Here is a 25,978-nt window from a genome sequence, read left to right as displayed (position 1 = left end):
TTGCAAAACGCCGCCCGTAAAGGAATGGTAAAGCCCCCATGAAGTGTATAAAATCCATTCAGCCCCCTTATCTTTACGCTTATAGAGAAACAAGTTTACGCTTATGGAAGAACAAAGCCGGCATCATCACAAAACTCTGCCAGCTCCCAATGTTGCAGACAGCCTTCAGTTCAAGAGATAATTCATTAAAGGCATGCCTTTCTTGCACAGTTTTGACCCACATGCACGACCCACCACTTATGATGTACAAGCCAAGTAATTTTAATTGATTTAATATGAGAGAACTGGTGATGAGAAATTTTATTATATTCAGCAACGCGCTTCACGTTAAAAAATGGTTATTTATTATTATAAATCAATATATTAATAAAGAAGAGAGTCATCATCAAGACGCTTACCTTTTTCTAAAAAAGGCTTCACACTGAAAGAAAACATCTAAAACTTAGATAAAAAAAAAGGTTTGCCTCTAATAAACAAACCTCTGCAGAAAATTATTCACATAACTTTCAAAATTTTAAATTAATCCCTCTAGAAGCAATAAAAAGCTTTAGAAGCACCAAAATGAATACAAAGGTCAATTTAACACAATGTTAAGAAAAATCAAGAACAAAAAATTTTTATCGTTAATGCACCTTTAAAAAACGAGGCTTTTTAACCTACGCGGCTCAAAAGTCCGGGGCTTCTCTACAAACGCCTCCAAGCCAATCAATCCCTTCATCTCTCTCAAAAGACAGCATAAAAGGTTCACAGTACAAGTCTTCGCTAAAAAAAATATCAATCGCCAGCGCTCATAAAAGCCAGCGTTGGTATAAAAGATCAGATTATCGAACAATCTTGCTGAAATGTCTTCCCAATAAATAAAAAAGAAGCGGATTCTTAAATATTTCCGCTTCTTTAACAATAAAAATTATGATGAGGGATTATTAAAAAATTTCAAGACTGTGAAGGGAACCAATTTGATAACAATTCATACCTTACAGGATCATCGGCACATTGCCCACCACCACATTCCAGTATAGTAGAAATCAAATTTGCCGCAATCAAAAACACAAATAAGAAACTTGCTGCTTTACTCAAGACTGGAAAAGGAGAAAATTCTTTGAACTTGTGTGCCAATTCGCCTAAAATCATGACAAATGAGACAGCAAAGATACAAAGGACAGAAATAATGAAAGCCCAAGTATAAAAATGCAATCCAAAGAACGTTGAACCATATCCTAAATCATCGGGTGTGATATGCAAAAACACTTGCCGTGCTGCCACAGCACTGGTTACCATACAACCAAGAATAACCATACCATAATGGGTATTTTTCACCTTATGGTGAATATTGAGTAAGAACCCACAACCTGCCAGCATCAATCCAACGCGCTGCAGCAAACAAAGGGGACAAGGTAACTCAAACTTTACCAATTGATAATAAAAAGCCACCACCAAGACAATAGATAACCCAAAGAGTCCTAGCGTATTCATAAAGATGACGAAGTGAGGATTTTTTTGTTCAACATGTTCCATGGCTATTCTCTCAAAAAGATAAATTTAAAGTGGAAGTTGCGTGATGATTGAAAGTGAGAAGAATGACAACAAATAAAATTGCCCACAAAGCATAACTTATATTTTTTTTGCCACACATAGTCGTTACTGCAGTACCTAAAGCGATTAAAAATGGAAGAAACATAGCTTTTAAATCTCCTTTACATCCGTTGTTTAACTCTTATTTATTTCAGCGTTCACCATATTACAAAATTGGGCAAAAAAGAGACCATGGATTTATTATTCACAATTCGTCACTCGCGATTGATATTGCCATTATATTTAAGTGAAAAACGATATAATCGCTCAGAAGCACATCTCAACAAAAGCGTTAAAAGCACAAAAGCGTTGATTATTCGCTTCCCCTTATATCAGCCATTGTTAAAGATATATCGACAATTATAAAGATTATATCCCCTATAAAGATTATATCCCCCACTCACAAAAGAATCACTTGAACAACAAAATAAATAGGCTTTGAAATCGAGAGATATACATCTCTTTTTTTCTCAAAAGAATATCCTCATTTTGCAACACATTTTTGACATAAAAATCTCTTTTTCTCATAAGCAATGTTTCAAATTGCAACAGATTTTATATCATATGGTGATCTTGTTTATTTTAGCAAATAAAAAATAAGACATTTTTTTAAAAAAACTTATAATCAATGGCTTTTCCCCAATGCACTTTTCCCTCTTATCTTAAATAAAAGACAATGCCGCAAGCTCAACAGCCTCATGGGTCCCACGCCACCCCGTGACATTACCCTCCCCGCTCACAAGAAGTGCTTCATGCCTTCAATACTTTAGTTTTTCATCTCTCGAGATCCCCTTTAAATTTTTAGCTTTCCACCTTATTTGAAAAATAACTGTTTCTCTGTCATCAATTGGCTTTGCAAAAAGAATATAAAACTTTAAAAAAATAATGATAAAGAATCGCATTGAACCTTTGAAAAGGATAGAGAATGATGAAAAAATCATGTGATGTGGCGATTTTAATGGGGAGCCAATCGGATTGGCAAACGATGTGCCATAGTGCAGATATTTTGACGAATCTTGGTATTTCTCATAGTTCGCATATTGTCTCAGCACACCGAACTCCTGAACGCCTTTATCAATTTGCCAAAGAAGCAAAAGAAGCAGGGTTTAAAGTTTTAATTGCCGGTGCGGGGGGTGCAGCGCATCTTCCAGGTATGTTAGCAGCCCTTACTCCTCTTCCTGTTTTTGGCGTTCCAGTGCATTCTCACTCTCTTTCTGGTCAAGATTCTTTGCTTTCAATCGTGCAAATGCCAGCAGGGATACCCGTCGGCACATTAGCAATTGGCAAAGCAGGCGCAATTAATGCAGCACTTTTAGCCGCAGCCGTTATGGCCGTTTATGACCATGATCTCGCCCAACGATTAGAAGATTGGCGTCAACAACAAACAGCCAATGTCGCCCAAACGCCTGTAACGGAGGTTTAAAATGGCACCGTTTTCCACCCCCCCCTCCAACGCCACCCCCTCCAACGCCACCCCCTCCAACACCACCTCGTCCAACACCACCTCGTCCAACACCACTCTCTTCACCATGTTACCTCCAGGCAGCGTCATTGGTTTAATCGGAGGAGGACAATTAGCACGGATGCTCGCCATAGCGGCTGCAGAATTAGGATTTCGAACCGTTATTTTTTGCCCTGAAGCCGATTGCCCAGCCGCTCAAACAGCAAACAACCATATTGTTTCCTCCTATGACGATATATCAGCTTTAGATCATTTTATTTCTCAGTGTGATGTTGTCAGCTATGAATTTGAAAATCTTTCGCTTCAAACGGTTCAATATGTAGAAAAGAGTAAGCCTGTTTATCCTTCTTCCAAAGCATTAGAGATCACGCAAGATCGACTTTTTGAGAAGCAATTTTTGCGTGATCAAGGGATTGGCACCGCGTTATGGCACGCTGTTGACAATTCTTCTTCTCTTCTTTCCGCTCTTGATACCTTAGGCGGACGTGGTCTTTTAAAGACGCGTCGTTTTGGTTATGACGGAAAAAACCAGATCAAGCTTGATCACCCAGATGAACAAACCCTTGACGAAGCCTTAAGGACTTTTCAAGAACAGCCTTGTATTTTGGAAGAAATAGTTCCTTTTTTATCGGAAATTTCGGTTCTCTCGGCCCGCACAAAACAAGGAGAACATATTTTTTATGATTGCCCTGAAAACCAACATAAAAACGGAATTCTTCATAAATCCTTTGTTCCATCACATATTCCACTTGACGTGCAAAAAGCAGCTCAAGAAATCAGTGTAACAGTCATGGATGCCCTCGATTATGTTGGTGTTCTTTGTATTGAACTTTTTGTCTTAACGAATGGTCATCTTTTAGTGAATGAATTAGCACCGCGTGTCCATAATTCTGGTCATTGGACACAAAAGGCATGCATAACTTCACAATTTGAACAGCATATCCGTGCTATTTGCGGACTTCCCTTAGGCAGTCCCTATCGCCACAGCGATTGCCAAATGACCAATCTTATTGGTAACAATTTTAGCACGTTAAAATATTTTCTGAAGCAAGAGCGCACCTCGATCCATTTATATGGCAAAAGCACTGCTCACCCCAACCGCAAAATGGGGCATATCATCCAATTACTGGGACCAGCCAACAAATCTTAAGCCCACATATATACAAATACTTTTTCACACTTTTCCCCAAAATGAACTGAAAAAACAACCTCTCCCCCACACCGATATCCAGCGGCTCAAAGCGCCCCTAACCTTTTAATTCGCCCCTAGCAGGGCTTCACGCCCTCCTACAAGCCCTGCTCTTTTAAAAACATCACCTCTTCCCCCTCCAAACCGCTTCATCCTACACGAACATCTCATCCGCCCTCAAAAACAACCTCTCCCCCACACACCGATATCCAAGCAGTACAACAAGCGCTCCCAACCCTTCAACTCCACCCCCTAGCTCTTCTCCCCTTCCTTTTCTCAAAAATATCCCCCCCAAGGCTCAAAACAATCCACCAGCCCTCAACTTCCCCTCAACGGATACCTCCCACAGCATAAATATTCCCCCATAACATACGCAGCCCCTTCATTTTTCTTTTAATGCCAATCTTTAAGAAATAGACTGATCTATTGCACCTCATAGATACCAATCCCCATGATTGCGCTTTTATTGTCTCTAGCTTCTCTTCTTATGTTCATTTTTTCACAAAAGCATTTTCACAAAAGCATCGTTTTGTTTTCCATAAAATCGCTGCAAAGAGGTAAAACGTATTACTCTCCCCAAACAACTCTCGAGAATTCGTCCCAATATCAGCCAGACGATAGCCCCCCTCCAGCATAGCAACTTTCTTCTTTTTCTCCTCTCTCTTTTTCCTTCAACGGATAGAAGATTTTCTCCTTTCGTTAATTCCCCCCAACACATTCCTCGAAAAGGTTTCCTGAACTTCTCCCCAAAGGCTTAAGTTTCTTCTTTTCAGATCAATTTTTCTTCTCTCACAAAACCCTCCCCTTTTTTAGTGCATCAATTTTCTCACCTTTTAATCCTGTTAAGATAATGAATTATAAGGCACATCACCACCGTATAATGCGCATTGATTTTATGGCATCTTTTTATTGCATCTCGCACAATTCTTTATGAACTCCCCTTATCGTAAACGCACTTTGTTTACGCATATTCTTAACCACCCATAAGAGATTGTCTGTAACTCTCTAATCCTGCTCAGCAATGACATTCGTCACCCCCAACAGACCAGCGCTTCATGAAGTTCCCACAATTTTTCTCAATCCAAGCTTCTTTCAAGAGCACCTAATAATTTATAAATATAAATGTTTATTTTATTATCCTGATAAAGCTAAACTATACTTTTTAATACTATCATTTTAACACTATCAGTGCCTTTAAAACGCTCATTGTGCGAAAAAATACTTCATTTCTAACAATAATAAAATAATTTCGCTTGTATCTTATCTTAATATGTGATTAACGTTCAGCACAAACTTAGATCTTTTTATAGCAAAAATACCATACAAAAGGGGAAAATAATGGAGGGGATCTCTTCAAACAAACTCAAAAATGAAAACAATGAAAATAAAGAAGAAACTTTAAATGAGGCACAGTCTGTTCCTCCCCAAAAACGTAAAGGGGGTCCATTTAGACATATGTTGTTCCTCTTTCTTTTAACTTTTCGTAAACCCATTGTTTTCGTAACGAAAATCCTAGCGATAGGCTTTTTATTAATGGCAGGAATTCTTTGTCTAACATACCTCGCAGTAGGAATAGAGTCATTACCCCTATCGATCGGGATACCAATGATCATTACGTCAGCTCTCTTTGGCATTTGCAACATGTATATAAATTGGTATTATGACATGCTTTTATTACGTTTATCGCCAGACAATGTGAAGCTTTCACTCTTTCAATAAACATCATCATAGACCACCCTTGGGAAGGTCAAATTTTTTCTGCAACATGGATATTAAAAGGAATTCAAACTATCCACATTCAAGAGCCAAAGTGTATTCTCAGTATACTGGCTCCCTCACCGGATAATTTGAATTCCCCATCTGCTCGACAATATCCAGCACTCCACCCACGTAGAAATAATTGGGTTGCAAAGAATCATAAACTATTGCCTTAAAAGAGAAATTTATGCATAATCTTTCACTCTAACCGCACAGATTTAATCCCTCATTAAAAGTACAGAGCGCTCCGTCCCTGATCTCCACGTCAAAGATATAATTACAGGATATGATTACAGCACTAAGCTTATCCATTCCCAAACCAAATATCCTCTCACCCCTCACGTAAAATAAAAAGCCTCAAACAGAAGACACTTGTGTTGCCAATTTACGCACTTGTTTTACCACGCGCTTATTTTAAAGAAACATTTGGCCAATGCACATTGCCCCACCACTTCACAACAGCAGCCCCGGTCATAGAGCATAAAAACTCTCGATAATAACTTAAACATTCATAGTGCACCACCCTCTTTAAACTTATGAAGCGTAAACGCCAACCTCATCATACCGCTTTGCCAGTCTCCAATGTTACAACACTCTTAGCATTTGAAAGCATTCATAAAAGACCGTTTTATTCCTTATCTTCAAGTATCTTTACCATAAATCAATCCCGCTTGTGATATGCAAGCAGCGAATGCTATGCTTAAAGATACACAGATTTGCAATGAGAAAACCTTAAGACTATGCGAAACTCTTATTTTACTATGTTTTCTCTGAACAATAGAAATTTATCCTTATCAATTCATCATCTTCGTCATCATCATGCGGTTTATTTTTTAGGTTTTAAGAATAAGCCTTAAGAATATCCTCACACACGAACAAAAAACACCTCATGTTATAAATTTTACATGAGCCTTACTAAACGATGATATTTTACGAAAAAACAGGATTATTTTCTCACAAATAGGAAGCTTTTACTTTTTTTCACTCTTTGTGCTTTTTTGTGTCCTTCTTTTTACGAGAAAATTTTTACCTCCAAGGCAACCATTAACACACACTATAGGAATTTGTAAGGGATATACCCTTGACAAGAATAAGACTTCTTGTTAGATCTCTCCTACTTTTTTGCAATTTTCACTTATCGTTGTGCTAATGAAGTGGTTAGTGCGTACCTTAAGAGTACGCTTTTCTTTTTGTGATCACAGTGAAAAAGTGTATCGTGTGATGTTATGATGCAAGTACGATATCGCAATGCAATGCTCATTAAAGTGAGCAGTCTATTGGGGTTGTGGTATTGTATTTTCGTATTTTAATATTGTATTATAGTATTGTGTTACGTAAACTATTTAAACGGTGAATATGATGAAAATTAAAAATTCGCTTAAAGCACTAAAAGAGCGCCACCGTAACAATCGTTTGGTGCGTCGTAAGGGTCGTGTTTATATTCTTAATAAAACGAACCCACGTTTTAGAGCACGTCAGGGCTAATTTCTTTAGGGTCAATGTTTTTATGCCTACTTTAATTGTAGGCTTAAAAATTTTTTCTTGCGTTTTTTTGTTATAAGTCCGTTGATTACAAGTCTAGTATTTGATAATATTTGGTGATTTATCTTTTGGGGGCTTGTTTTTATGGATTCTTCTATTTTTTTAAAAGCCTTTCGATTTTTTCAGCTGCGTTTTTTCTGTATTTTCCAGCGCGCGTTTTTTCTTTCTTTTGTTGGCGTTTTTTGTTTTGTTCCCTCGAGCTATGGGCAAAATCCTTCTTCTCTTCCTGAAGATCGGCCTTCTCCACAATCGCTTTTACCGTTAGATGATCTTATTCCCAATTCTCCTCCCTCCTCCTCAACGCCCTCCGATTCTGATTCTTCGGCGGTTATTCTTGAAGATCTTGACAAAGAGCAGCTTTCCCATGTTGACAGAGTTAAGCAGCGCAAAGAAGCAGAAATTTCACGTTTACTCAAAGAATTGAAATATTGTGCTGATGTTGCTAAAGCGAAAAAGATCAGTCAACAGCTTCAACATTTATGGTCCCAATCGGGGAGCGAGACGATTGATCTTTTGATGTCATGGGCTGAAAATGCACTCAACAGCGACGATTATGGACTTGCGCTTGATTATATTGATAATGCTCTTGCACTTTTACCTACTCATGCTGAAGCTTGGATAAGACGCGCTTGGATTCACATTCAACTGAACGATTTCAAACTTGCCCTGCTTGATCTCAACCATGCTCTTGAACTTGAGCCGCGCAATTATAGTGCTTTTTTTGAACTTGGCGTTGTCATGGAAGCAACGGAGCGTCCAAAACTTGCTCTTAAAGCTTATGAAACAGCATTGGATTACTATCCACAAATGCGCAGGATTCAAAAGCGCGTGCAAGCTCTATTAGACGAACAATCACCACAAGCTCTTTGAAACCATTCAAAAACGAGACGCTTTACGGCATCCTTTCAAACCTAGATAAGACACAAGCCGGCTTCACATTCCACTCAATAAACTGCCCCTGCTTATAACCACACCATCACCCCCCACACAATTCACAGTACTTTTTTTGAATTTTGACTTTTTTGTATTGAAGGCATCTTCCAAACACTGCCAATATACTCCCTACAGAATTTCTTCTCATAGCAAGCAAACGCTTCCACGCCGGAGTCCTCTTCACGCCGTTTCTTCTTTTCACACCTTCCATCATGGATAAAAAAAATTTGTAAACACGATCCTCAAAAAATACTTTTTTAAAAAAGCTTACAACATCGCTTAGCGCCTCTGATAAACTATCATCATCTGTTTTTTATTTTTAAGCTTCAACCATAGCAGCACATACCGTATCGGCTCTCCTTCACCCCTCAAAGTTGATAAAACAGCCCTGAAATATGGATTCACAAAGCAAAAACTTCAAAGACGCAACACCAATTCAACCAACATCCTTGAATAAGAAATATTTCCCTTCAAACCTCCTCCAAGTATTCCCGCGAAACATAAAAATCAAGCATTGTCCCAAAAGAGCCAATCAAGCCATTGCCAATAAATCGTTCTGCGTCACTCAAACACCCACCCCCACTCATATTTTTTGCTTTTTTACTTTGAATAAGCCATCCATCATACAGCCATTTCGAGCAACCACCAGCAAGGTTATAAAAACTCTCCTGAAATACTTTATGAAAAAGAAGAGAGCGAGATTATTTTATCCCTAGCAGAAACTCTGAAATTGTTTTATATTAAGGAGGGTGTTCTGCGCTTCTCGACAGGAAATAACGTATTCCTGAGACCTTAATGATCTCCAAGGGAGCTGTCCCTGATCAAGCCCGTGGGCTTTTTCATATGGCGCCCACCTATTTGTATAGGTTCCCGGGATCAGCTTTTTCCATCGGCTGTTGTGGATCACCCTTTTTTACATCAAATTTTTCCAGCTAAAATTGAGAGCGTCTTTTTACATAAGACCAATGACGATACTCTCTTTTCAAGAAATAAAAATTACGATAGGCTTTATTTTGTAGAACAGACAGCACTTACAAATAATCCCCTCTGTGAATCTGCTTCATCCCTTCGCACGCAAGCAGCGCAAAAGCGGCTTGTTGCACCAAGATACCCCCTAAAGAGCACACACTTTTTTCATGCTTTTTTTTTCATGAGCACAGCTCTTGTCCTAACAGAGATTTACAAAACGCCAACAATGGATAAAATACCAGCATCTTATAAAATAATTGACGAGACAATGACAAATAATCCCCTCTATGAATCTGCTTCATCCCTTCGCACACAGCAACGCAAAAGCGGTTTATCGCGTCGTGATGCTCTTTTAACAGAAGAGCGTGCACTCTTTTCACAGCGTGCTTGTTGCCACTTTATTGAATACCTTGAAAAGAAGGGAACCGATTTTTCACGCCTCATTTTAGCAGGCTATTGGCCCATTAAATCGGAAATTGACCCGCGTCCTTTACTGGATGCTGTAGCGTTACGCGGTGGGCATTTAGCCTTACCAGCAGTTCTTGATTCCACCACCATGATTTTCCGTGCATTTTCGCCCAGCACGATTTTAGAGCCCATGCGTTTTGGCACCTTTGGTCCGGGTGCAGACAATGGCGTTGTTGCCCCCAATAATATTATTGTTCCGCTTTCTGCGTTTGATCGTCAATGTCACCGTCTTGGCTATGGAGGAGGATACTATGACCGTGCTGTTGCAGCTCTTGAAAAACAAGGGCATCAAATGATATTATGGGGCATAGGATTTTCATGTCAGGAGGTTTCCTCTATTCCTCCGACAGAATATGATCTACAGGTACAAGGAATTTTTACAGAAAAAGGTTTCTTAAAATGTTAAAATGTGATTAAAGCGCCTATGCGTTTTTTATTTTTAGGTGACATTGTTGGTAGCACAGGCTGTAAAGCTGTTTTTGAACACCTTCCTCAACTGATTGAGAAATGGCAGCTTGATTTTGTTGTGGTAAATGGTGAAAATGCCTCTGGTGGTTTTGGTCTCACACAAGAAACGTATCAAGATCTTTTGATAACCGGTGTTGATGTTGTCACCACAGGTAATCATGCTTTTTCTCACAAAGAAGCATTGCAGTATGCCCATGAGAGTGATCGTTTTTTACGCCCTGCCAATTTTTCGAAAGAAACTCCTGGAAAAGGTTCTGGTGTTTTTACGGCAAAAAATGGCGCCCGTGTTCTTGTCGCCAATCTGTTGGGCAACGTTTTTATGCCGTGTAAAGTAGAAGATCCATTTGAAACAGCGGAAAATATTCTGCTTGCCTGTTCGTTGATGGAGCAAGCCGATACGATTATTTTTGACTTTCACGCAGAAACGACAAGCGAGAAGCAATGTTTTGGCCATTTTCTTGATGGTCGTGTAAGTGTTATCGTTGGCACACATACGCATATTCCCACGGCTGACGCGCAGATCTTAGAAGGTGGGAGCGCCTATTTAACAGATGCAGGCATGTGTGGAGATTATAATTCATCTCTTGGAATGGATAAAGAAGAACCCTTACACCGTTTTCTTTATAAGACGAAGCAAGATCGTTTTGAACCGGCATGTGGTCCTGCCACCCTTTGTGGTTTAGCGGTTGAGATTTCAGATCGCACCGGTTTAGCAGAAAAGGTCTCGGCGGTACGGATTGGTCCTCATTTAAAGCCTGAAGTTCCGGATTTTTGGTAGCTTCTTTTAAGCCACCCCTTTGATAGTTTCTTTCCAAGATTTTCTTTTGAGAACTCTATTTGGCAAGACGACTTTTCCAGCCCTTCCCAAATCCCTACTAAAAACACCCCGCCCTCCAATTTACCTAATACAGCAACTTTTCTAGCACAAATAAGTCACTCTTTTAAAAAAAATAAAGGATAAAATTTTTCGTGATTTTTAAAACGATGAGAAGGAGGTTTTATTTGGACATTTCTGCGGGGGGGGGGGGAGGAGAAATGTTAACCCCCTTCTCTAGAAAAAGCTTTATATAATAATTTATTATTTAGCAAGAGCCTCTTTAATCTTTTTTTAATTCTAACGAAAATTTAATCTTAAAATTGCTTTCTGCTTTTTAGGTTTGAGCTCTCTAAAACTTTTCAAAAGAATGTGCTCTTCTTTACTTGCGATCCCTTCATCACAGCAATACAAGACGTCTTCTTTTGTTGAGAGATCCGTATAGAAAAAAGAAATGGGAACATTAAGAATGTCGGCAATCTCCTGTAAACGCCCTGCGCCTATACGATTAGAGCCTTTTTCATATTTTTGGATTTGTTGAAAAGTCACACCTAACTGACTGCCTAATTGCTTTTGCGACATTCCCAGCATTGTTCTTTTAAAGCGAATTTTTCTGCCTATCGAAATATCGTTAAAGTGTGGATTTTTAGTTTGCACTTCAAGCTCCCCTACCGGTTGCGAGCGCCTCTTATGCGTATTCCGGGAGTCTGAAAGTACTGAGTTCAGTCAGCTTTTTTGCTTTTAGTGCTAGAGCGCACCTGGACATAGCAAAAACTCCCGGAATCTCGCGATACTTATAAAGCAGGCTAATGTTTCATCTTGGATTTTCAGGCTTTGGGTTTCACCATTCAACCACACTGTACGACGAGAACCCTAGTGCTTGTTCATAAAATAATTTCTGGAGACCAGCAATAAAATTTAAAACAGTGTTTTTATCTCATGAGACAATCAAACACAAAATTGCTTTCTGCTTTTTAGGTTTGAGCTCTCTAAAACTTTTCAAAAGGATGTGCTCTTCTTTACTTGCGATCCCTTCATCACAGCAATACAAGACATTTTCTTTTGTTGAGAGATCCGTATAGAAAAAAGAAATGGGAACATTGAAAATATCAGCAATTTCCTGTAAACGCCCCGCCCCTATACGATTAGAGCCTTTTTCATATTTTTGGATTTGTTGAAAAGTCACCCCTAACTGACTGCCTAATTTCTTTTGCGACATTCCCAGCATTGTTCTTTTAAAGCGAATTTTTCTGCCTATCGAAATGTCGTTAAAGTGTGGATTTTTAGCTTTCACTTCAAGCTCCCCTGCCGGTTGCGAGCGCCCTCGCATTGGTATTCCGGGAGTTGAAAGAGCTGAAACTTGACTCAGCCTTTTGCTTTTAGTGCTAGAGCGCACCTGGACATAACAAAAGCTCCCGGAAATCCGGGATATCCATAAAGCTGGATAAATACGTGTCTCAAGTTTAGGGTCTTTCATTCCCTGTTGATCGCTGCGTAGACGACCAAAACATTCTCTTACCAATAAAGTAATTTCATGAAATTAGCAATAAAATTTAAAAACAGTCTTTATTTTATGAGCTCCACCCCCGCCTCTCAAACTTTTATGCCCGCTCGTAAAAACTCCAAAACCATGAAATAAAACCCACGTTTATTGAGAGGACTAATAACCCTTTATTTTTGAGATCACACCTCCCAAAAGCACACCTAACAACATATCACCCCCTCCCAAAGCCATTTTTGAGAGACATCTTACAGATTTACACTGTGATGCGTTGGATTTTTGCACCACAACGAGCCAATTTTTCTTCTAATCTCTCAAATCCACGATCAAGATGATAAACACGATTGACGATTGTTTTCCCCTTTGCTGCCAATGTAACAAGAGTAAGAGGGCTGCAATCACAAGAGAAACAAGAAGCACGCAAATCCGTCGCCATGATGAGTCCCCCCTTGCAAATTCTCTGTTCCATGAGATAGTTGCCCTCTCGCCCATCAAGCTTTATTTGCGCCCTCAAGCGATTGAGTTCTTGAACATGCATAAAACGATTTTCGAAAACCGTCTCTGTAATATGCGCGCTTCCCTCAACCCCGCGTCATGAGCGCCATGAACGAAACTTAGACAATAATCACGAGCCTCCTCAAGAGTGAGAGAAGCAAAACTTTACACGAAAGAAAAACCATTCCGAAAAGAAAACAGCAGCCACAAAAGCCATACCCTTGAAAGATGGAGATTTGAAAGAACTATTGAGAAAATCATCAAGAATATACGGCTCCAAAATTCCACAAGCAAGAGAGTAAACCATTAAAAATGCACCAGCCAAGCCCAGCGCCCCAAGCCCAGCCCCTCCCAACAAGCAAACATTGTGTTAAAACGCCCCCAAGCAATCGCCCCCCTCAACCACAGCGCAAAGCATTCAGCATATCTTTGAAAGCTTTACACTGTGATGCGTTGGATTTTTGCACCACAACGAGCCGATTTTTCTTCTAATCTCTCAAATCCACGATCAAGATGATAAACACGATTGACGATTGTTTCTCCCTTTGCTGCCAATGTAACAAGAGTAAGAGGGCTGCAATCACAAGAGAAACAACAAGCACGCAAATCCGTCGCCATGATGAGGCCCCCCTTGCAAATTCTCTGTTCCATGAGATGCGTTGCTCTCTCGCCCATCAAGCTTTATTTGCGCCCTCAAGCGATTGAGTTCTTGAACATGCATAAAACGATTTTCGAAAACCGTCTCTGTAATATGCGCGCTTCCCTCAACCCCGTGTCATGAAAGCATGCCGCCCACACAACAGCCACCCCCCAAGCAACCTCTCAAAGCCATTCTTTGGAGCATATCTTTGAAAGCTTTACACTGTGATACGTTGGATTTTTGCGCCACAACGAGCCAATTTTTCTTCTAATCTCTCAAATCCACGATCAAGATGATAAACACGATTGACGATTGTTTCTCCCTTTGCTGCCAATGCTGCAATCACAAGAGAAACAGAAGCACGCAAATCCGTCGCCATGACAGGAGCCCCTTGCAAATTCTCTGTTCCATAGACAGTTGCCGTCTGCCCATCAAGCTTTATCTGTGCCCCTAAGCGATTGAGTTCTTGAACATGCATAAAACGATTTTCGAAAACCGTCTCTGTAATATGCGCGATTCCTTCAGCCCGTGTCATGAGCGCCATGAATTGCGCTTGGAGATCAGTTGGAAAAGCAGGATAAGGTCCTGTTTTAATATCAACGGGCATAATTTTGGTGTTCTTTGGATTTCGCTTAATATGAATTCCTTGAGGTTCTATTTGAATCTCGAGTCCTGTTTTTTGGAGCACCTTAAGCACCTTTGTGAGATGATTAGGATTTGCATTTTTAAGAAAGACATCTCCTCCCGTCATAGCAACAGCCATTGCATATGTTCCCGCTTCGATTCGATCAGCAATAACGCGTACTCTAGCACCGTTGAGTTTTTTAACCCCTTCAATTGTAAGCGTTGTTGTTCCTTCACCGGTTATTTGAGCCCCCATAGCATTCAGGGTTCGAATAAGGTTTGTCACTTCTGGCTCACAAGCTGCATTCTCAAGAGTGGTTGTTCCCTTTGCCATTGTCGCCGCCATCAGCAGCACATGGGTTCCACCAACAGTGACTTTAGGGAAACGATAGTGAGCACCTTTTAACCCCTTTAGCGCTTTTGCATGAACATATCCATTTTCGATAGTAATCTGTGCGCCTAAAGTTTTAAGTCCCTCAAGGATAAAATCGACAGGTCTTGTTCCAATAGCGCATCCTCCAGGAAGCGAAACATAAGCCTCTGCGCATCGTGCAAGCAGTGGTCCGATAACCCAAAAGCTTGCACGCATTTTTTTCACCAGTTCGTATGGTGCCCGTGTTGTGGCTATTTTTTGCGCCGTAAAATGAATTGTTCTTGAATTCACACATTCATCTTTAAACTCTTGTCCATCAACGGCATATCCAACACCATGATTATTGAGAATACGAATAAGCAATTCAACATCGGCCAGATGCGGAATATTTTCTAAAGTGAGCGTTTCTTCTGTAAGCAGCGCCGCAATCATAAGAGGCAATGCAGCATTTTTTGCCCCAGAAATAGGAATTGTTCCTTGAAGTTTTTCTCCCCCAACAATTTGAATAGAATCCATCGTGTTTTCCCTCTTTTCCTTTGTGCCTGCCCTTCCAAAGGATTGTCCCCCTTCGGGAAGTTATGCTTTATTAATCGTTTTAGAACGCATTCTAACTATGAGAACAAATTATTGAGAAGTTTGGTTGCAAAAATTTACTAAAAAACATTTTTTTGCATTTTAGAGCTTTTTGCATTTTAGAGCTCTGGTTGTGCTCTTTTTCGGCTTTGCTCTTTTCGACGTTTCAGGTTTTGACGCAATTGTTGTGCCAATCTTTCTTGACGTCGTTTTGCTTTTTCATCTTGATGATTAATTTCATTTTGTTTTTGTTTTTGATGCATTTGTGTCATTGCGCAACCTTTTAAACAGTGTTGAGCTTCTATCCAAGCAACTCATAACCTTAAATATTTAAGCATATAAGAAACATATGTCATGACATAAGATACGTTTTCTTGCAAGAATATACAAATGTTCTCTTGCCTATTTTCTGACAATATGGCACAAGACAGCGCAAAGATTGAAAAGGGCTGCGGTAGCTCAGTGGTAGAGCACTCCCTTGGTAAGGGAGAGGTCGAGAGTTCAATCCTCTCTCGCAGCACCATTTTATTCTTCTTTTGCCTCTCTCTTCTTGCCCTTATAAGTCTTCCCTATAAGCCTAAATCTTTTCCCCCAACCTCCATCAGCTTCATCAAATCCTCCATCCTTTAAACCATGCGTTTCAATAGCCTCAAAATCAGTAGCTTCAAAATCAATGGACTCAATGACACACTTAATCTCTAAAATGCTTTGCGAATGGCTTTTGAAATTGACCGCCCCCCAAAGAATATCCCCCCACCCCTTGCCTCCCCCCTCTTTCCTTTCTGTAAGATTTGCCCTATCCTTCTCTTTACCAAGCCTCACTATTGCAACAGCTCTTAGCACTTGAGACGGTATAGACATTTTTATTTTTTCAATATTTTATTTCTTGAATATTTTTCCCCACAAGCTCACCCTGTTTGTAATATGCAAACAAACGATTTTACTTGATTCAATATAAGAGCGTCTGAATAAGAAGGGTTGAAATAAGAACATCTCACACTATTTCGGGCTCTCATTGAAATTCAAATTGAATCTCAATAATGAGTTATTATAAACTCATTGTTTGAACATATCCCATTGATACCTTTATCCGCCCCAAAACGAATAATCTTATCTTTCCAGCCTCTCTATCCACCTCAAGCAACACAAGTATTCCCTGTAAAAATTAGAATAAGCTTCATCGATCCTATTCGTCATTTACAACAGATCTAACAGAGCCATTTCCAGAACCTCCTCTCAACGCCTTTCCCATTCTCCCCACCCCTTACCAAAAGCAAAAAACAAACAGTGATAAAATCCCCTCAATAAAGCTTTCACTAAGCACCCCACGCTCCCATATGGCAAACATCTCATATGACAGGCATCCCCATATACTAGGCATCCCATATGGCAGAAAATTGATAGCCCGCCGTTTCAAAGAAGATCCCTCATTACCAATTTTATACACTATGATTTTCCACGTGCTCTAAGCCATCCCTCTTTCAACACGCATCTTTTTTATACGAATACTTTGATTGATACAGATAGCGTTATTCCTCTTGCATAAGAATCCGAAGAGCAAAAAATTCTCTCCCCCTCTATTCTATTGAAATCAATCACTCCTCTTCGCTTACAGTTCACAAACAGAAAGATCCGTATGGCGAGAAACTTTCCAAGAAAAGCATATCTCTTCGTAAGAAGCCTCCCAGTAAACGAGATTATGAATCGTCTCAAGAGCTACAGCCCATGCCGCAATTTTGGCAACGGGCCCCCAATAGTACCAACTTACTTTTTCATAAAGTAAGATAGGGTGCGCAATGTTTATAATCTACAGGGTTTTATAATCTCTGGGGGTATAATCTACGGGGCTTGACCGTTATACCCCTCACGATATTATTCACAGGCGCCAGTATGAAATTTATGAACGCCGGCATAAAATGGCTGTGAAATGAGCTTAGAGCGAGATATCTTTATTAAAACAAGTGCGTGAATGTACAACAACAAGTATATTTCATTTGGAGTATTTTGGATATTCCCTACTCTCCCCACCCTAGGACAACCATTTTGGCTACAGATCCCCTTATATTTTCTGCATATTTTCTGCTGTCATACCTCCTCCAATAAGCTAAAACCCCACATATGCGGGGTTTTAGCCAGTACCACACCTTTATTTAGACACATTATGATCATTATAACCATTTTTATTAAATACGTTTTTACGTATATTTTCAACACAAAAATAACACATATTGATTTATTCAACAGAAATGACTTATAAAAGCTCATCAGAAACAAACGACAATAAATACCCTCTGTTTAAACACTTTATTTTCTTCGCTATCGTAATAAGCGCTGTTTTATTTACGCATCATACAACGAGTGGATGTACAACAGATGGTCTTTTTGTTGGAAGTACTTCTCCGATCAATTGTATTTCAAAAGAATATATAAGACAGAAAATAAAAAAGAAGATATTGGAAAAAGAACGCGAAAGAGAATGGTTAGAGCTTGAACAATTTTCTGTTAGCGCTTGTCCAAGTGGAAAATTTCCTGTTTATTATGGCGTTTCTATTATCGATTGTGTTTCAGAGGAAGAACTAAAACAAAATCGTCTTAATCAAAATCGTTTTAATAATGAAATTAATATAATGAACTTATTCCTGCAATGGTTTATCGTAGCATTCGTAATAACAACGATAATGTCTGTTCCCATAAGTTTACTTTGGCGTTTTAGATTTAAGGTTCCTGCCTGTTTATTTACAATAATGACAACCTTGGCTATTATTGCCGTCCCTTTTACATTTGATTTATCGTCTCTCTTTTAATCTATTTTTGTAAAAAATATTTCTAAAATATTAAAAACACCCTGCATTTTTAAGCGTTTTGAACTGTATCTCCTCTCATTTAGAGACAATAGCCCCAAGTACAGCCATGCCATTCAATACGATTTTAACCATATTTCTAACATAAAAATAACACATGTTGATACATTCAAAAGAGATCAATTAAATGATCTTGTAAAATAAGAGCAATACACAAAGTGGCTGTATTTAATGATAGTCAATGAAGACGATTATTATGGAATTCTTGGTGTAAGCTACGAATGCAACGATAAACAGATAAAATCTGCTTTTCGTAAATTAGCTCTTGCAATACCACCCTGATCATAATTCTAGTACCGAAGCAGAACAAAAATTCAGAAAAATTTGTGAAGCCTATGAAGTTCTTAAAGGTCCTCAAAAGAGAGCTGCTTACAATCAGTTCTATCATAAAACTTTTAAAGATAATCACAAGGCTTCTGAAATTAGTAGAAACCAAGAGAACAGACGACAAGATAATACCAAGCGTGTAATTGATAGTATCGCGTATGTAATTTTCATTATTTGTGGAATAATACCTGTAATGTGTTATATAATTTCGTTTTTTACGTGGAATATACCACTAGGAATAATAAGTATAGGGTTATTAATTTTCATCAGTATAAAAGGATATTTGGTAAATATTGGTGCATTTATCTTCGGGCTCATACTAATATCATTTATCAAATTTATATGGAGAAGTATCTATTGATCAGTGCTTTTGAAGAGCTTTAAGATCAGCCCCACAGTGAATTCACAAAATGTGGTCATTTTTGATTTTCTATAACAAGGTAGTGTAGAAAAACATAAAGATTATAATATCTCTATCCGTTCTTTTCTTATTCTCCCCTTTCCTCCACCCTTCTATTTTCTTCCACAACCTGCCCCCCAACCTTTCCCCAACGAGCCTACTTGACTCCACACAGGCTTTTTCTCATGTCCCTACATCCTTTTCCCATATTGGCTAAAAAACGCCCCTCAAACGACTCTTTCCCAAAAAACAAAAGCACCACAAGAACCATTTCCTCTCCAATGAAAAAGCACTTGTCCGGCAACTTAGCCATCATGGGGCCTTTCATCGCGCCCCCAAACACGGCACAACACAAAAGCGGACAGAACCGCACCCCACATCCCCTATCTCACTTCCCTAACATCTTCCCCCAAAGTACTTCCTTATCTCTCTTATTTTTCACTTGACTGCCCCTCTGAAACACCTTCTTCCATTTTCCCAAGCAATAGCTGTCACGCGAAGTCTCTCTCCCTTCAACACCCACCTGCTTTTCCGCTTACTTCTTGCCTTATGACTAAAGCTTGCCTCTCCTCAACGCTACACAAGATCCCTTCCCACCCCGTCTCATTCTCGTTTTCCCCTCCAGCATACGCCTTGTCTTCATTCCAAGCACCCTTTCTTTCCCCTCCTTCAAAGCAATTTCTGTTCTTATATGAAAACCTGTCCCAACAGATTTAATTTGCTGTACCATCTTCTCCAACGCCTCATTAAAACGGTTAATTTCATTTTCAAGTTTGCAAATATACGCTTCATCACGATAAGCCCGTTTAATCAAAGGGGGCATATCCGGCCAATAGAGCATTAAATCCACCCATTCGCGTTGAGAAATCCATAATCCCCCTTGACATTGTGCTTTATGTTCTGCTGGAAAACTCTTTTGCATGAAATGAGGGATCAAAATTTCAGGTTTTTTTGTTTTAATTTCTAATAAGCCATTTTTTCCCACAAAAGCATCGGGGGAAAATCCTTGTCCGCGATCATCTGCCAAAACAAAGCCAATACATTCAGGTTCTGTATGTGTCAGTTTCCCATAAAGCTGTCGTGCGCTTGGTTCTAATTCTGTTCCACGTCGCATAGAAAGTGTTGTTCCTTCATCAACGGTTTTTCCGGTAATTCTTTCTCCCGCCAATTTCATCATCACACTCTGATAGCGTGACGTTTTTTGCCCTTGTTTTTTTTGCGCCATAACCATCTCAAACAAAGAAGCCGTAATCAAACCATTACGCGCTTGCTGCCATTCCTCTGTTCCTTGAATACAATCGATAATGATTGGCATAGTATTTCTCCCCTTCATCTTTAAGGTGTTTTGTAATATATCCTCTTTAAAGCATTCACCTTTTTTAAGCTGTTTCCCTCACACGGACTAAAGACAACAACATCCTTCAATATTGTGCCCTAAAAAAACACAAAAACCGGCTCTTTCCCCTTGAACTTGCCTTTTTATAGGTTGGAACCTGTCTGTACTGCTGCTTTTCTTCCCCCTAAGCCTTCATTTTTGTTCTCCAGCATGCTTTCCGTATCACTCCAAGTCACTGAATGACGACCTGTCCCACCATTGCCTTATCCCCCTAATGAACCAGCCGGCAACTTCCCCCACACAAGCGCCCACAATTCCTCATATATAGGCTCTTTTCTTCATGCCCCCTTTCCACACCTCATATCTTCCCTCCAGCATATGCCTTGCATACGCTTCAAGCTCTCCTCCCCCCACTCGTCCTCTCTCTTAACCAGCCAACCACCAACATTTTCCCCAACAAGCTTCCCCCCAACATCCCTCCTCTCTACAAGTTTCTCATCCCCTCCTTTTCCATATCAGCTAAGCCCCCCAAGTCGTCCCCCCCCCCAAGAACGAAAGCATAACGCACACCATTGTCACCGCAATGAAAAAGCACATGGGCCCATCATTGCGGCGCTCTCCCCCAGCACTCAACACAAAAGCACCCCAAAGCCCCCCACGTGTCCCAATACGTCTAAACAAGCTTTAACGACCTCCCCCGTCAAACACCTCCTTCCATTTTCCAGCATGCTTTACGTATCATTCCAAGCTCCCTACTTGCGTGCCGCAAAAACACAAAAACCGGCTCTTTCCCCTTGAACGTGCCTTTTTATAGGTTGGAACCTGTCTGTACTGCTGCTTCTCTTCCCCCTAAGCCTTCATTTTTGTTCTCCAGCATGCTTTCCGTGTCACTCCAAGTCACTGAATGACGACCTGCCCCACCATTGCCTTACCCCCCCAATGAACCAGCCGGCAACTTCCCCCACACAAGCGCCCACAATTCCTCATATATAGGCTCTTTTCTTCATGCCCCCCTTTCCCATATCGGCTAAGAAAATCCCCGCGCAAAGCTCTCCCCCCCAAAGCGGCTCCCCTAAGCTTCCCTCCAAGAACGAAAGCATAACGTGCACCATTGTCACCGCAATGAAAAAGCACTTTGGCCCATCATTGCGGCTTCTTTTTCAACCCTGCTACTGCACGACGGAAAAATCATGGCGGCAATATTCTTCCTCCAATTTTTTTGCCATAGACTGAGCCACTTCTTGCGATATAAAAAGTATAGCGTTGTGTTTTTGTGGTTCGAGTCTGATTAAATTTCGCATATTTCCAGCATAATAAAGCGGAATCCCTTGATACGAAGTCTTGAGATAACTTGGCATGTTTACCACCAATAATCTGTCAAGACATCACATGGGCGTAAACGATGCTGTTTTTCATAAGAGCCATAGAGATTATCTTCATAATCGCAAGCCGCTCTTTCATTCAAACAAGCATGATAAGCTTCACTATTCAAAATGAAAGGCTGCAATTGTGTATTTTCTTCATTCATTTCATGATTTTCGACATAAAAATCAGCGATTTGTTCCGTAATATCTTCAGCATGAGAAGTTGTCAGATCGAGTCGTAAAACTCTATAAACAGTTTCACATTCTTCAATCAGTTCGAGCACTTCTTCGATTTCGTCGATTGGTCCTTCATAAGTACAAGGATTTTCCTCTTCGCATAAAACGACAATGATTTCATCCTCTTTAACGAATGAAATATTTTTCATGATTTCCCCCTTTAGATAGTTGATAAAGCATAGCCTTGTCTTGACAAGACTAAATATAGCGTTAGTCTTATATCCTCTATAGGAGAGATGTCAACCATTTTATCCTTCATAAAAGATATATTTTAAATATCTACGGGGTTCAAATGACATATGTAAAGAAAAATCTATTATTCTTTGTTCCTCTCATGCCCCTTTGTTGTTCTCTATTTGTTCTTACAAAATTGCAATTATAAACACACAGGAGAGATAAAATGAGTGACATAATATTAATAAAACACTGGAGTCGCCTTGATTCAAAAGCACAGAAGGAAGTTATTTTGAAGCTTCGTCAATTGGTCGCCGCAAAAGAGTCAAAATCGCCTGTCTCTCTTGCGGAGAGAGTTTCGAAATAAGCTCTATAAATTCTTTATCTTCAGGGCTAGCCCCTTTACCGTAAAGAATATAATTCATACTGATATTAATTTCGTGACAAATTCGCGAGAGAGATTCGATTGTTGGTTCTTTTCCTTCAGAAAGAATAGAATGAAGGTACCCCGCACCTTTACCGGCAGCGAGGGAGATAGATCTTTTTGACCGCCCACTTTTTTCCAAAGCGATTCTTAATCTTTGACGCCAACCATCGATATTCATAATTTCACCATATAGCGCGTCTTTTTAAAAAAACACGTCCTTTTTATAAAACGGGCTTGCATTATCCTCTAAAAAGGATAAAATTAAGGAAACAAATTTTACTTTTTAGGGGGAATTTTTTTTATTTTTAGATCATAAAAACACTTTAACCACCCTACCGGATATAAAAGACCACCTCCAAAGCTTCTGCCCAAAAGCAAGTACGTTGAGAATGTGTGGTATTCTTTATTCTTTCCATCACCGCAATCTTAAATCGTAAGTTTGCATGCGCTTCAAGCACAGCCAATCATTTATAAGCATCGTAAAGAAGCCTCTAGTCATCATCGAACAGAGCCAAAAACAACACAAGTTAAATCCTTATTTGAGCTTTTATCATCAATAAAAATGTATAAAAAAGAAGAAAGTAGATTGCAGTATGAAACACGCTAATCAACAAGAAACTCCTCATTATGAATCGTCTAGGCTTCCATATGTTTGTTGGTATCAAAATGACTTTCTAGGAGGTGTACGTGGGATGCGCGCACACGAAATTGGAATCTATACGATTCTTCTCAATGAAATGTATGCCCGTGGCCGACCTTTAGAAATATCGAAAGAACGTTTAGCGCGTCTTTGTGGTTGTGACAAGCGAACTTTTGTTAATGTTTTAGAGATGCTCATCCAAGAGGGTAAGATTTTAAATTTAGCCAATGGATTATGGAACAAGCGTTGCGAAAATGTTTTTCAAGAGCGTGAAAAATTGCTTGAACAAAAATCCTTTGCGGGTCGTTCTTCGGCAAAAAAACGCAAGAAAATCAATGCAGAGATGCAACAACTGCTTAACGAAAGTCCAAAAGATGTTGCACAAAACTCAAAAGCTCAAAAGGCAGAAGAAAAGGAAACACCTTACGGTGTTTTAGAAAAGAAAATTTTGTTTGATGAGACAGAACCTTGTTTTTCCTTCGAAGAGAACTTTGAACAAAGCGATCATCCATCCCCCTCACCGGCTCTTGATTCACCTCTCCCTTCTCCTCCACAAGAAGAAACGGAGCAAAAAAACGCCTCCCCTTTAAATGCTCCCCAAGCCGAGTTCACTCCCGCCCCTATCGCGCAAATTGTCACGGGGGAAAAAACAAAATCTGCCACCACTCTTCCCCCCAGCAATCTTCCTGCCTCCGTCCCTCCTTCTTCCAACAAAAAAAACACAACCTCAGTTGCCAAAGGGCATCGTCTTCCTGAGCATTGGCAAGCAGACATCAAGGCGGCAGTTTCAGAAGGCTTGAGTGAGAGCCAAGCCCATTGGCAAGAAAAGAAGTTTCGCGACTATTGGCAAGCTAAGGGCGGCAAAGAAGCACTCAAAGTAGACTGGCAAGCCACATGGCGCAACTGGTTTCGCCGTGAGATCGAACGGCAAGAACAGCAAAAACAGGGAGGCTCCTCATCTTTTACCTCTGAGAACAACGACACGCTTTACCGCAGTTTGATCAACTATAACGACAATTTTTGACATCACAAAAACAACGTATTTTTCAAGCACGCGCGGGGATAAAAATGTTTCAAAACCACAACAGCATCGGACAAAATAACACAGAACAAAACAAAGGGCGGCAAAACAACAATGAAATAAGCTCTTCACACAGCAAAACGAGACAACATCGACCATTTTGCTCTCATCACAAAAGCGTTTTCCCCACGCAAGGACCCCCACAGGCACCCCAACATACACACCCCAACATACACACCCCAACATGCACCCCAATACACTAGGACTCCAGCATGCACCACCCCCTCAGGCATATCCACCCCGCCCTTCTTTCACCCCCTTCCTCCTTTCCACCTTCCTCCTTTTCCCAAGGCGCCACTTCCCATGCTCTTGGCAAACAGACATCAACAGAGCAGCTTCAAAAAACTTCAATGAAAAGCAAACTCTTTGGTAACAAAACACCCCTCCACACAGGCACCCCAACTCATGCCCCACCCCCCCAACAGGACACTCCAACATGCACCACACCCTCACAGACATATCCACCCCGCCCTTCTTTCACCCCCTTCCTCCTTTCCGCTTTCCTCCTTTTTCTCAAGGCGCCACTTCCCATGCTCTTGGCAAGCAGACATCAACAGAGCAGCTTCAAAAACCTTCAATGAAAAGCAAACTCTTTGGCACTCCCCCTCCCACACAGGCACCCCAACACATGCCCCAACAAGGTATCCCAAAACAGGACTCCAACATGCACCACACCCTCACAGATATATCCACCCACCTTCTTGCATCATCCACCCTACCTGCTTCCAACGCGCCCCTCTCAAAGGGCTCCACCTTCCTAAACCCTTGGCAAACAGATACCAACACAGCCATTTCAAAAACTTTCAGGATAGAGCAAGTCCCGCGCAAAAAAGGACCGTATAGCATAAGACCTTTCACCATGTGATCGAACAACGAGAACAGCAAAAACAGAGTCCTCACTTCTCACATCTTGAGAAAAACGACAATAATATCACGAATGACCATGAGCACAATTTTTGAAATCAAACAAAAACTTATCTCACAAGCAGATAGAATAGCAGAAATGCTTCTTCCCCAAGGGCACAAACGAGGCAACAATTGGATTATAGGCAACACACGTGGTGAAGCTGGTCAAAGTTTATCGATTTGCTTGAGTGGTAGTAAAGCAGGACTTTGGTATGATTTTGCAGAAGGCACTGGAGGAGATCTTTTAGACCTTTGGTGTGAAGTCAAAGGCATTAGCCTTTCTCAAGCCTTAGAAGAAGCACGCGCGACTCTCAATCTGACACGCCCCAAACCCTTTATGGCGCCCCATCGTTCCTATCGCCGTCCACCGGTTCCTACAGGGCAGAGCCCGCAGAATCTTGTAAAAAACTATCTCCACGAAAAACGCCACATTCCTTTAGAGATTATAAAGCGTTACCGCATAGGAGAAGATGGTGAAAAAATCATTTTTCCCTTTTATAAACCCGACGGCACCCTTGCTTTAGTCAAAGAACGGCTCGCACAAGCAGGAGCAAAAACCAAACCAACAGCCTCCCAATGTGAACCGATTTTATTTGGTTGGCAAGCCCTTTACCCCACAAACCACCCCGCCACGCACACGCCCCAACAAGCAACCCAGCACGCACCTCAGCAAGCATTCCAACACACACCTCAGCAGCAGGGACCCTCAACCAACCCCACCTCTACACAGGCATCCCAAAACACCCCCTCAACCAACCCCGCCTCTACACAGGCATCCCAAAACACCCCCTCAACCAACCCCGCCTCTACACAGGCATCCCAAAACACCCCCTCAACCAACCCC

At 40.5% G+C, this 25,978-nt stretch carries 22 protein-coding genes, 1 tRNA gene, 1 other RNA gene and 4 pseudogenes; 13 read left to right on the top strand and 15 right to left on the bottom strand.

The features are described from left to right. Nucleotides 1-933: 933 nt before the first annotated feature. The gene (locus tag ACFIO5_RS02725; protein ID WP_375613594.1) at nt 934-1,515 is read right to left on the bottom strand and encodes a disulfide bond formation protein B; all 582 of its coding nucleotides are present in this window, start codon (nt 1,513-1,515) and stop codon (nt 934-936) included. Nucleotides 1,516-1,525: 10 nt separating this feature from the next. Further along, on the bottom strand, nt 1,526-1,678 hold the full coding sequence (locus tag ACFIO5_RS02720) for a DUF5993 family protein (RefSeq protein ID WP_273790835.1): 153 nt from the start codon (nt 1,676-1,678) through the stop codon (nt 1,526-1,528). An 819-nt stretch (nt 1,679-2,497) separates the two neighbouring features. On the opposite strand from ACFIO5_RS02720, the gene purE reads away from it, so the two are divergent. Then, a complete protein-coding gene (gene purE, locus ACFIO5_RS02715; protein ID WP_375610656.1) occupies nt 2,498-2,995 on the top strand; it encodes a 5-(carboxyamino)imidazole ribonucleotide mutase in 498 nt (165 codons plus the stop codon). 1 nt (nt 2,996) lies between these two features. Then, nucleotides 2,997-4,184, top strand: coding sequence for a 5-(carboxyamino)imidazole ribonucleotide synthase (locus ACFIO5_RS02710; protein WP_375705084.1), 1,188 nt, complete (start codon nt 2,997-2,999; stop codon nt 4,182-4,184). Between the two features lie 193 nt (nt 4,185-4,377). Here ACFIO5_RS02710 and ACFIO5_RS02705 read toward each other — a convergent pair whose 3' ends face one another. Then, nucleotides 4,378-4,503: a hypothetical protein gene (locus tag ACFIO5_RS02705; protein ID WP_375627706.1), complete on the bottom strand. Its 126-nt coding sequence runs from the start codon at nt 4,501-4,503 to the stop codon at nt 4,378-4,380. Between the two features lie 1,058 nt (nt 4,504-5,561). Between ACFIO5_RS02705 and ACFIO5_RS02700 the strand changes: the two genes are divergently transcribed. From ACFIO5_RS02700 to ACFIO5_RS02675, 6 genes are all read left to right on the top strand, one after another. After that, complete coding sequence (locus ACFIO5_RS02700) at nt 5,562-5,942, top strand: hypothetical protein (RefSeq protein WP_375684187.1); 381 nt, start codon at nt 5,562-5,564, stop codon at nt 5,940-5,942. Nucleotides 5,943-7,340: 1,398 nt separating this feature from the next. Beyond that, nucleotides 7,341-7,466, top strand: coding sequence for a type B 50S ribosomal protein L36 (ykgO, locus tag ACFIO5_RS02695; RefSeq protein WP_004863016.1), 126 nt, complete (start codon nt 7,341-7,343; stop codon nt 7,464-7,466). A gap of 141 nt (nt 7,467-7,607) precedes the next feature. Next, a complete protein-coding gene (locus ACFIO5_RS02690; protein ID WP_375633330.1) occupies nt 7,608-8,393 on the top strand; it encodes a tetratricopeptide repeat protein in 786 nt (261 codons plus the stop codon). A gap of 811 nt (nt 8,394-9,204) precedes the next feature. Beyond that, a non-coding RNA gene (gene ssrS / locus ACFIO5_RS02685) (6S RNA) lies at nt 9,205-9,365 on the top strand. Between the two features lie 328 nt (nt 9,366-9,693). Next, nucleotides 9,694-10,299 carry a 5-formyltetrahydrofolate cyclo-ligase gene (locus ACFIO5_RS02680; RefSeq protein WP_375636927.1) on the top strand — a complete coding sequence of 202 codons (606 nt, stop codon included), beginning with the start codon at nt 9,694-9,696 and terminating at the stop codon, nt 10,297-10,299. 18 nt (nt 10,300-10,317) lie between these two features. Next, a complete protein-coding gene (locus tag ACFIO5_RS02675; protein ID WP_375613599.1) occupies nt 10,318-11,139 on the top strand; it encodes a TIGR00282 family metallophosphoesterase in 822 nt (273 codons plus the stop codon). A gap of 336 nt (nt 11,140-11,475) precedes the next feature. Here ACFIO5_RS02675 and ACFIO5_RS02670 read toward each other — a convergent pair whose 3' ends face one another. The 6 genes and pseudogenes from ACFIO5_RS02670 to ACFIO5_RS02645 all read right to left on the bottom strand — a co-directional run bounded on the left by ACFIO5_RS02670 (nt 11,476) and on the right by ACFIO5_RS02645 (nt 15,653). Further along, entirely contained in the window at nt 11,476-11,832 is a 357-nt protein-coding gene (locus tag ACFIO5_RS02670; protein ID WP_375705083.1) for a helix-turn-helix domain-containing protein, read from the bottom strand. 280 nt (nt 11,833-12,112) lie between these two features. Next, nucleotides 12,113-12,697, bottom strand: a complete 585-nt coding sequence (locus ACFIO5_RS02665; RefSeq protein ID WP_375683330.1) for a helix-turn-helix domain-containing protein — start codon at nt 12,695-12,697, stop codon at nt 12,113-12,115. Between the two features lie 235 nt (nt 12,698-12,932). Then, nucleotides 12,933-13,284, bottom strand: a pseudogene (locus ACFIO5_RS02660) (carboxyvinyltransferase); the annotation flags it as partial. Nucleotides 13,285-13,609: 325 nt separating this feature from the next. Continuing rightward, nucleotides 13,610-13,937, bottom strand: a pseudogene (locus ACFIO5_RS02655) (carboxyvinyltransferase); the annotation flags it as partial. 91 nt (nt 13,938-14,028) lie between these two features. Beyond that, nucleotides 14,029-15,324, bottom strand: coding sequence for a UDP-N-acetylglucosamine 1-carboxyvinyltransferase (gene murA / locus ACFIO5_RS02650; protein ID WP_375634530.1), 1,296 nt, complete (start codon nt 15,322-15,324; stop codon nt 14,029-14,031). Between the two features lie 176 nt (nt 15,325-15,500). After that, nucleotides 15,501-15,653, bottom strand: coding sequence for a hypothetical protein (locus ACFIO5_RS02645; protein ID WP_375607050.1), 153 nt, complete (start codon nt 15,651-15,653; stop codon nt 15,501-15,503). A 176-nt stretch (nt 15,654-15,829) separates the two neighbouring features. Between ACFIO5_RS02645 and ACFIO5_RS02640 the strand changes: the two genes are divergently transcribed. Next, nucleotides 15,830-15,904, top strand: a tRNA-Thr gene (locus ACFIO5_RS02640). 2 nt (nt 15,905-15,906) lie between these two features. On the opposite strand, the gene ACFIO5_RS02635 is transcribed toward ACFIO5_RS02640, so the two are convergent. Further along, the gene (locus ACFIO5_RS02635) at nt 15,907-16,242 is read right to left on the bottom strand and encodes a hypothetical protein (protein WP_375705082.1); all 336 of its coding nucleotides are present in this window, start codon (nt 16,240-16,242) and stop codon (nt 15,907-15,909) included. Nucleotides 16,243-17,627: 1,385 nt separating this feature from the next. Here ACFIO5_RS02635 and ACFIO5_RS02630 point away from each other — a divergent pair. Further along, nucleotides 17,628-18,185 (top strand): hypothetical protein, encoded by a 558-nt coding sequence (locus tag ACFIO5_RS02630; RefSeq protein WP_375636918.1) that lies wholly within the window; start codon nt 17,628-17,630, stop codon nt 18,183-18,185. 228 nt (nt 18,186-18,413) lie between these two features. Beyond that, nucleotides 18,414-18,648 (top strand): annotated as a pseudogene (locus ACFIO5_RS02625) (DnaJ domain-containing protein); the annotation flags it as partial. A gap of 874 nt (nt 18,649-19,522) precedes the next feature. Here the strand turns inward: ACFIO5_RS02625 and ACFIO5_RS02620 are convergent. From ACFIO5_RS02620 to ACFIO5_RS02600, 5 genes are all read right to left on the bottom strand, one after another. Continuing rightward, nucleotides 19,523-20,284 carry a lambda exonuclease family protein gene (locus tag ACFIO5_RS02620; RefSeq protein ID WP_375705081.1) on the bottom strand — a complete coding sequence of 254 codons (762 nt, stop codon included), beginning with the start codon at nt 20,282-20,284 and terminating at the stop codon, nt 19,523-19,525. A 540-nt stretch (nt 20,285-20,824) separates the two neighbouring features. Continuing rightward, nucleotides 20,825-20,986 (bottom strand): hypothetical protein, encoded by a 162-nt coding sequence (locus tag ACFIO5_RS02615; RefSeq protein WP_375671809.1) that lies wholly within the window; start codon nt 20,984-20,986, stop codon nt 20,825-20,827. Between the two features lie 488 nt (nt 20,987-21,474). Continuing rightward, nucleotides 21,475-21,663, bottom strand: a complete 189-nt coding sequence (locus ACFIO5_RS02610; protein WP_273790850.1) for a hypothetical protein — start codon at nt 21,661-21,663, stop codon at nt 21,475-21,477. A gap of 2 nt (nt 21,664-21,665) precedes the next feature. Further along, nucleotides 21,666-22,055 (bottom strand): hypothetical protein, encoded by a 390-nt coding sequence (locus ACFIO5_RS02605; RefSeq protein WP_375634523.1) that lies wholly within the window; start codon nt 22,053-22,055, stop codon nt 21,666-21,668. A gap of 312 nt (nt 22,056-22,367) precedes the next feature. Beyond that, nucleotides 22,368-22,685, bottom strand: a complete 318-nt coding sequence (locus ACFIO5_RS02600) for a helix-turn-helix domain-containing protein (protein WP_273790852.1) — start codon at nt 22,683-22,685, stop codon at nt 22,368-22,370. Between the two features lie 415 nt (nt 22,686-23,100). Between ACFIO5_RS02600 and ACFIO5_RS02595 the strand changes: the two genes are divergently transcribed. Beyond that, a complete protein-coding gene (locus ACFIO5_RS02595; RefSeq protein WP_375705080.1) occupies nt 23,101-24,171 on the top strand; it encodes a YdaU family protein in 1,071 nt (356 codons plus the stop codon). Nucleotides 24,172-25,171: 1,000 nt separating this feature from the next. Then, nucleotides 25,172-25,978 (top strand): annotated as a pseudogene (locus ACFIO5_RS02590) (DNA primase); the annotation flags it as partial.

This window comes from Bartonella sp. AA86SXKL, assembly GCF_042196885.1.
The sequence above is the reverse complement of the archived record's forward strand: the minus strand, read 5'-3'. Positions and strand labels throughout refer to the sequence as shown.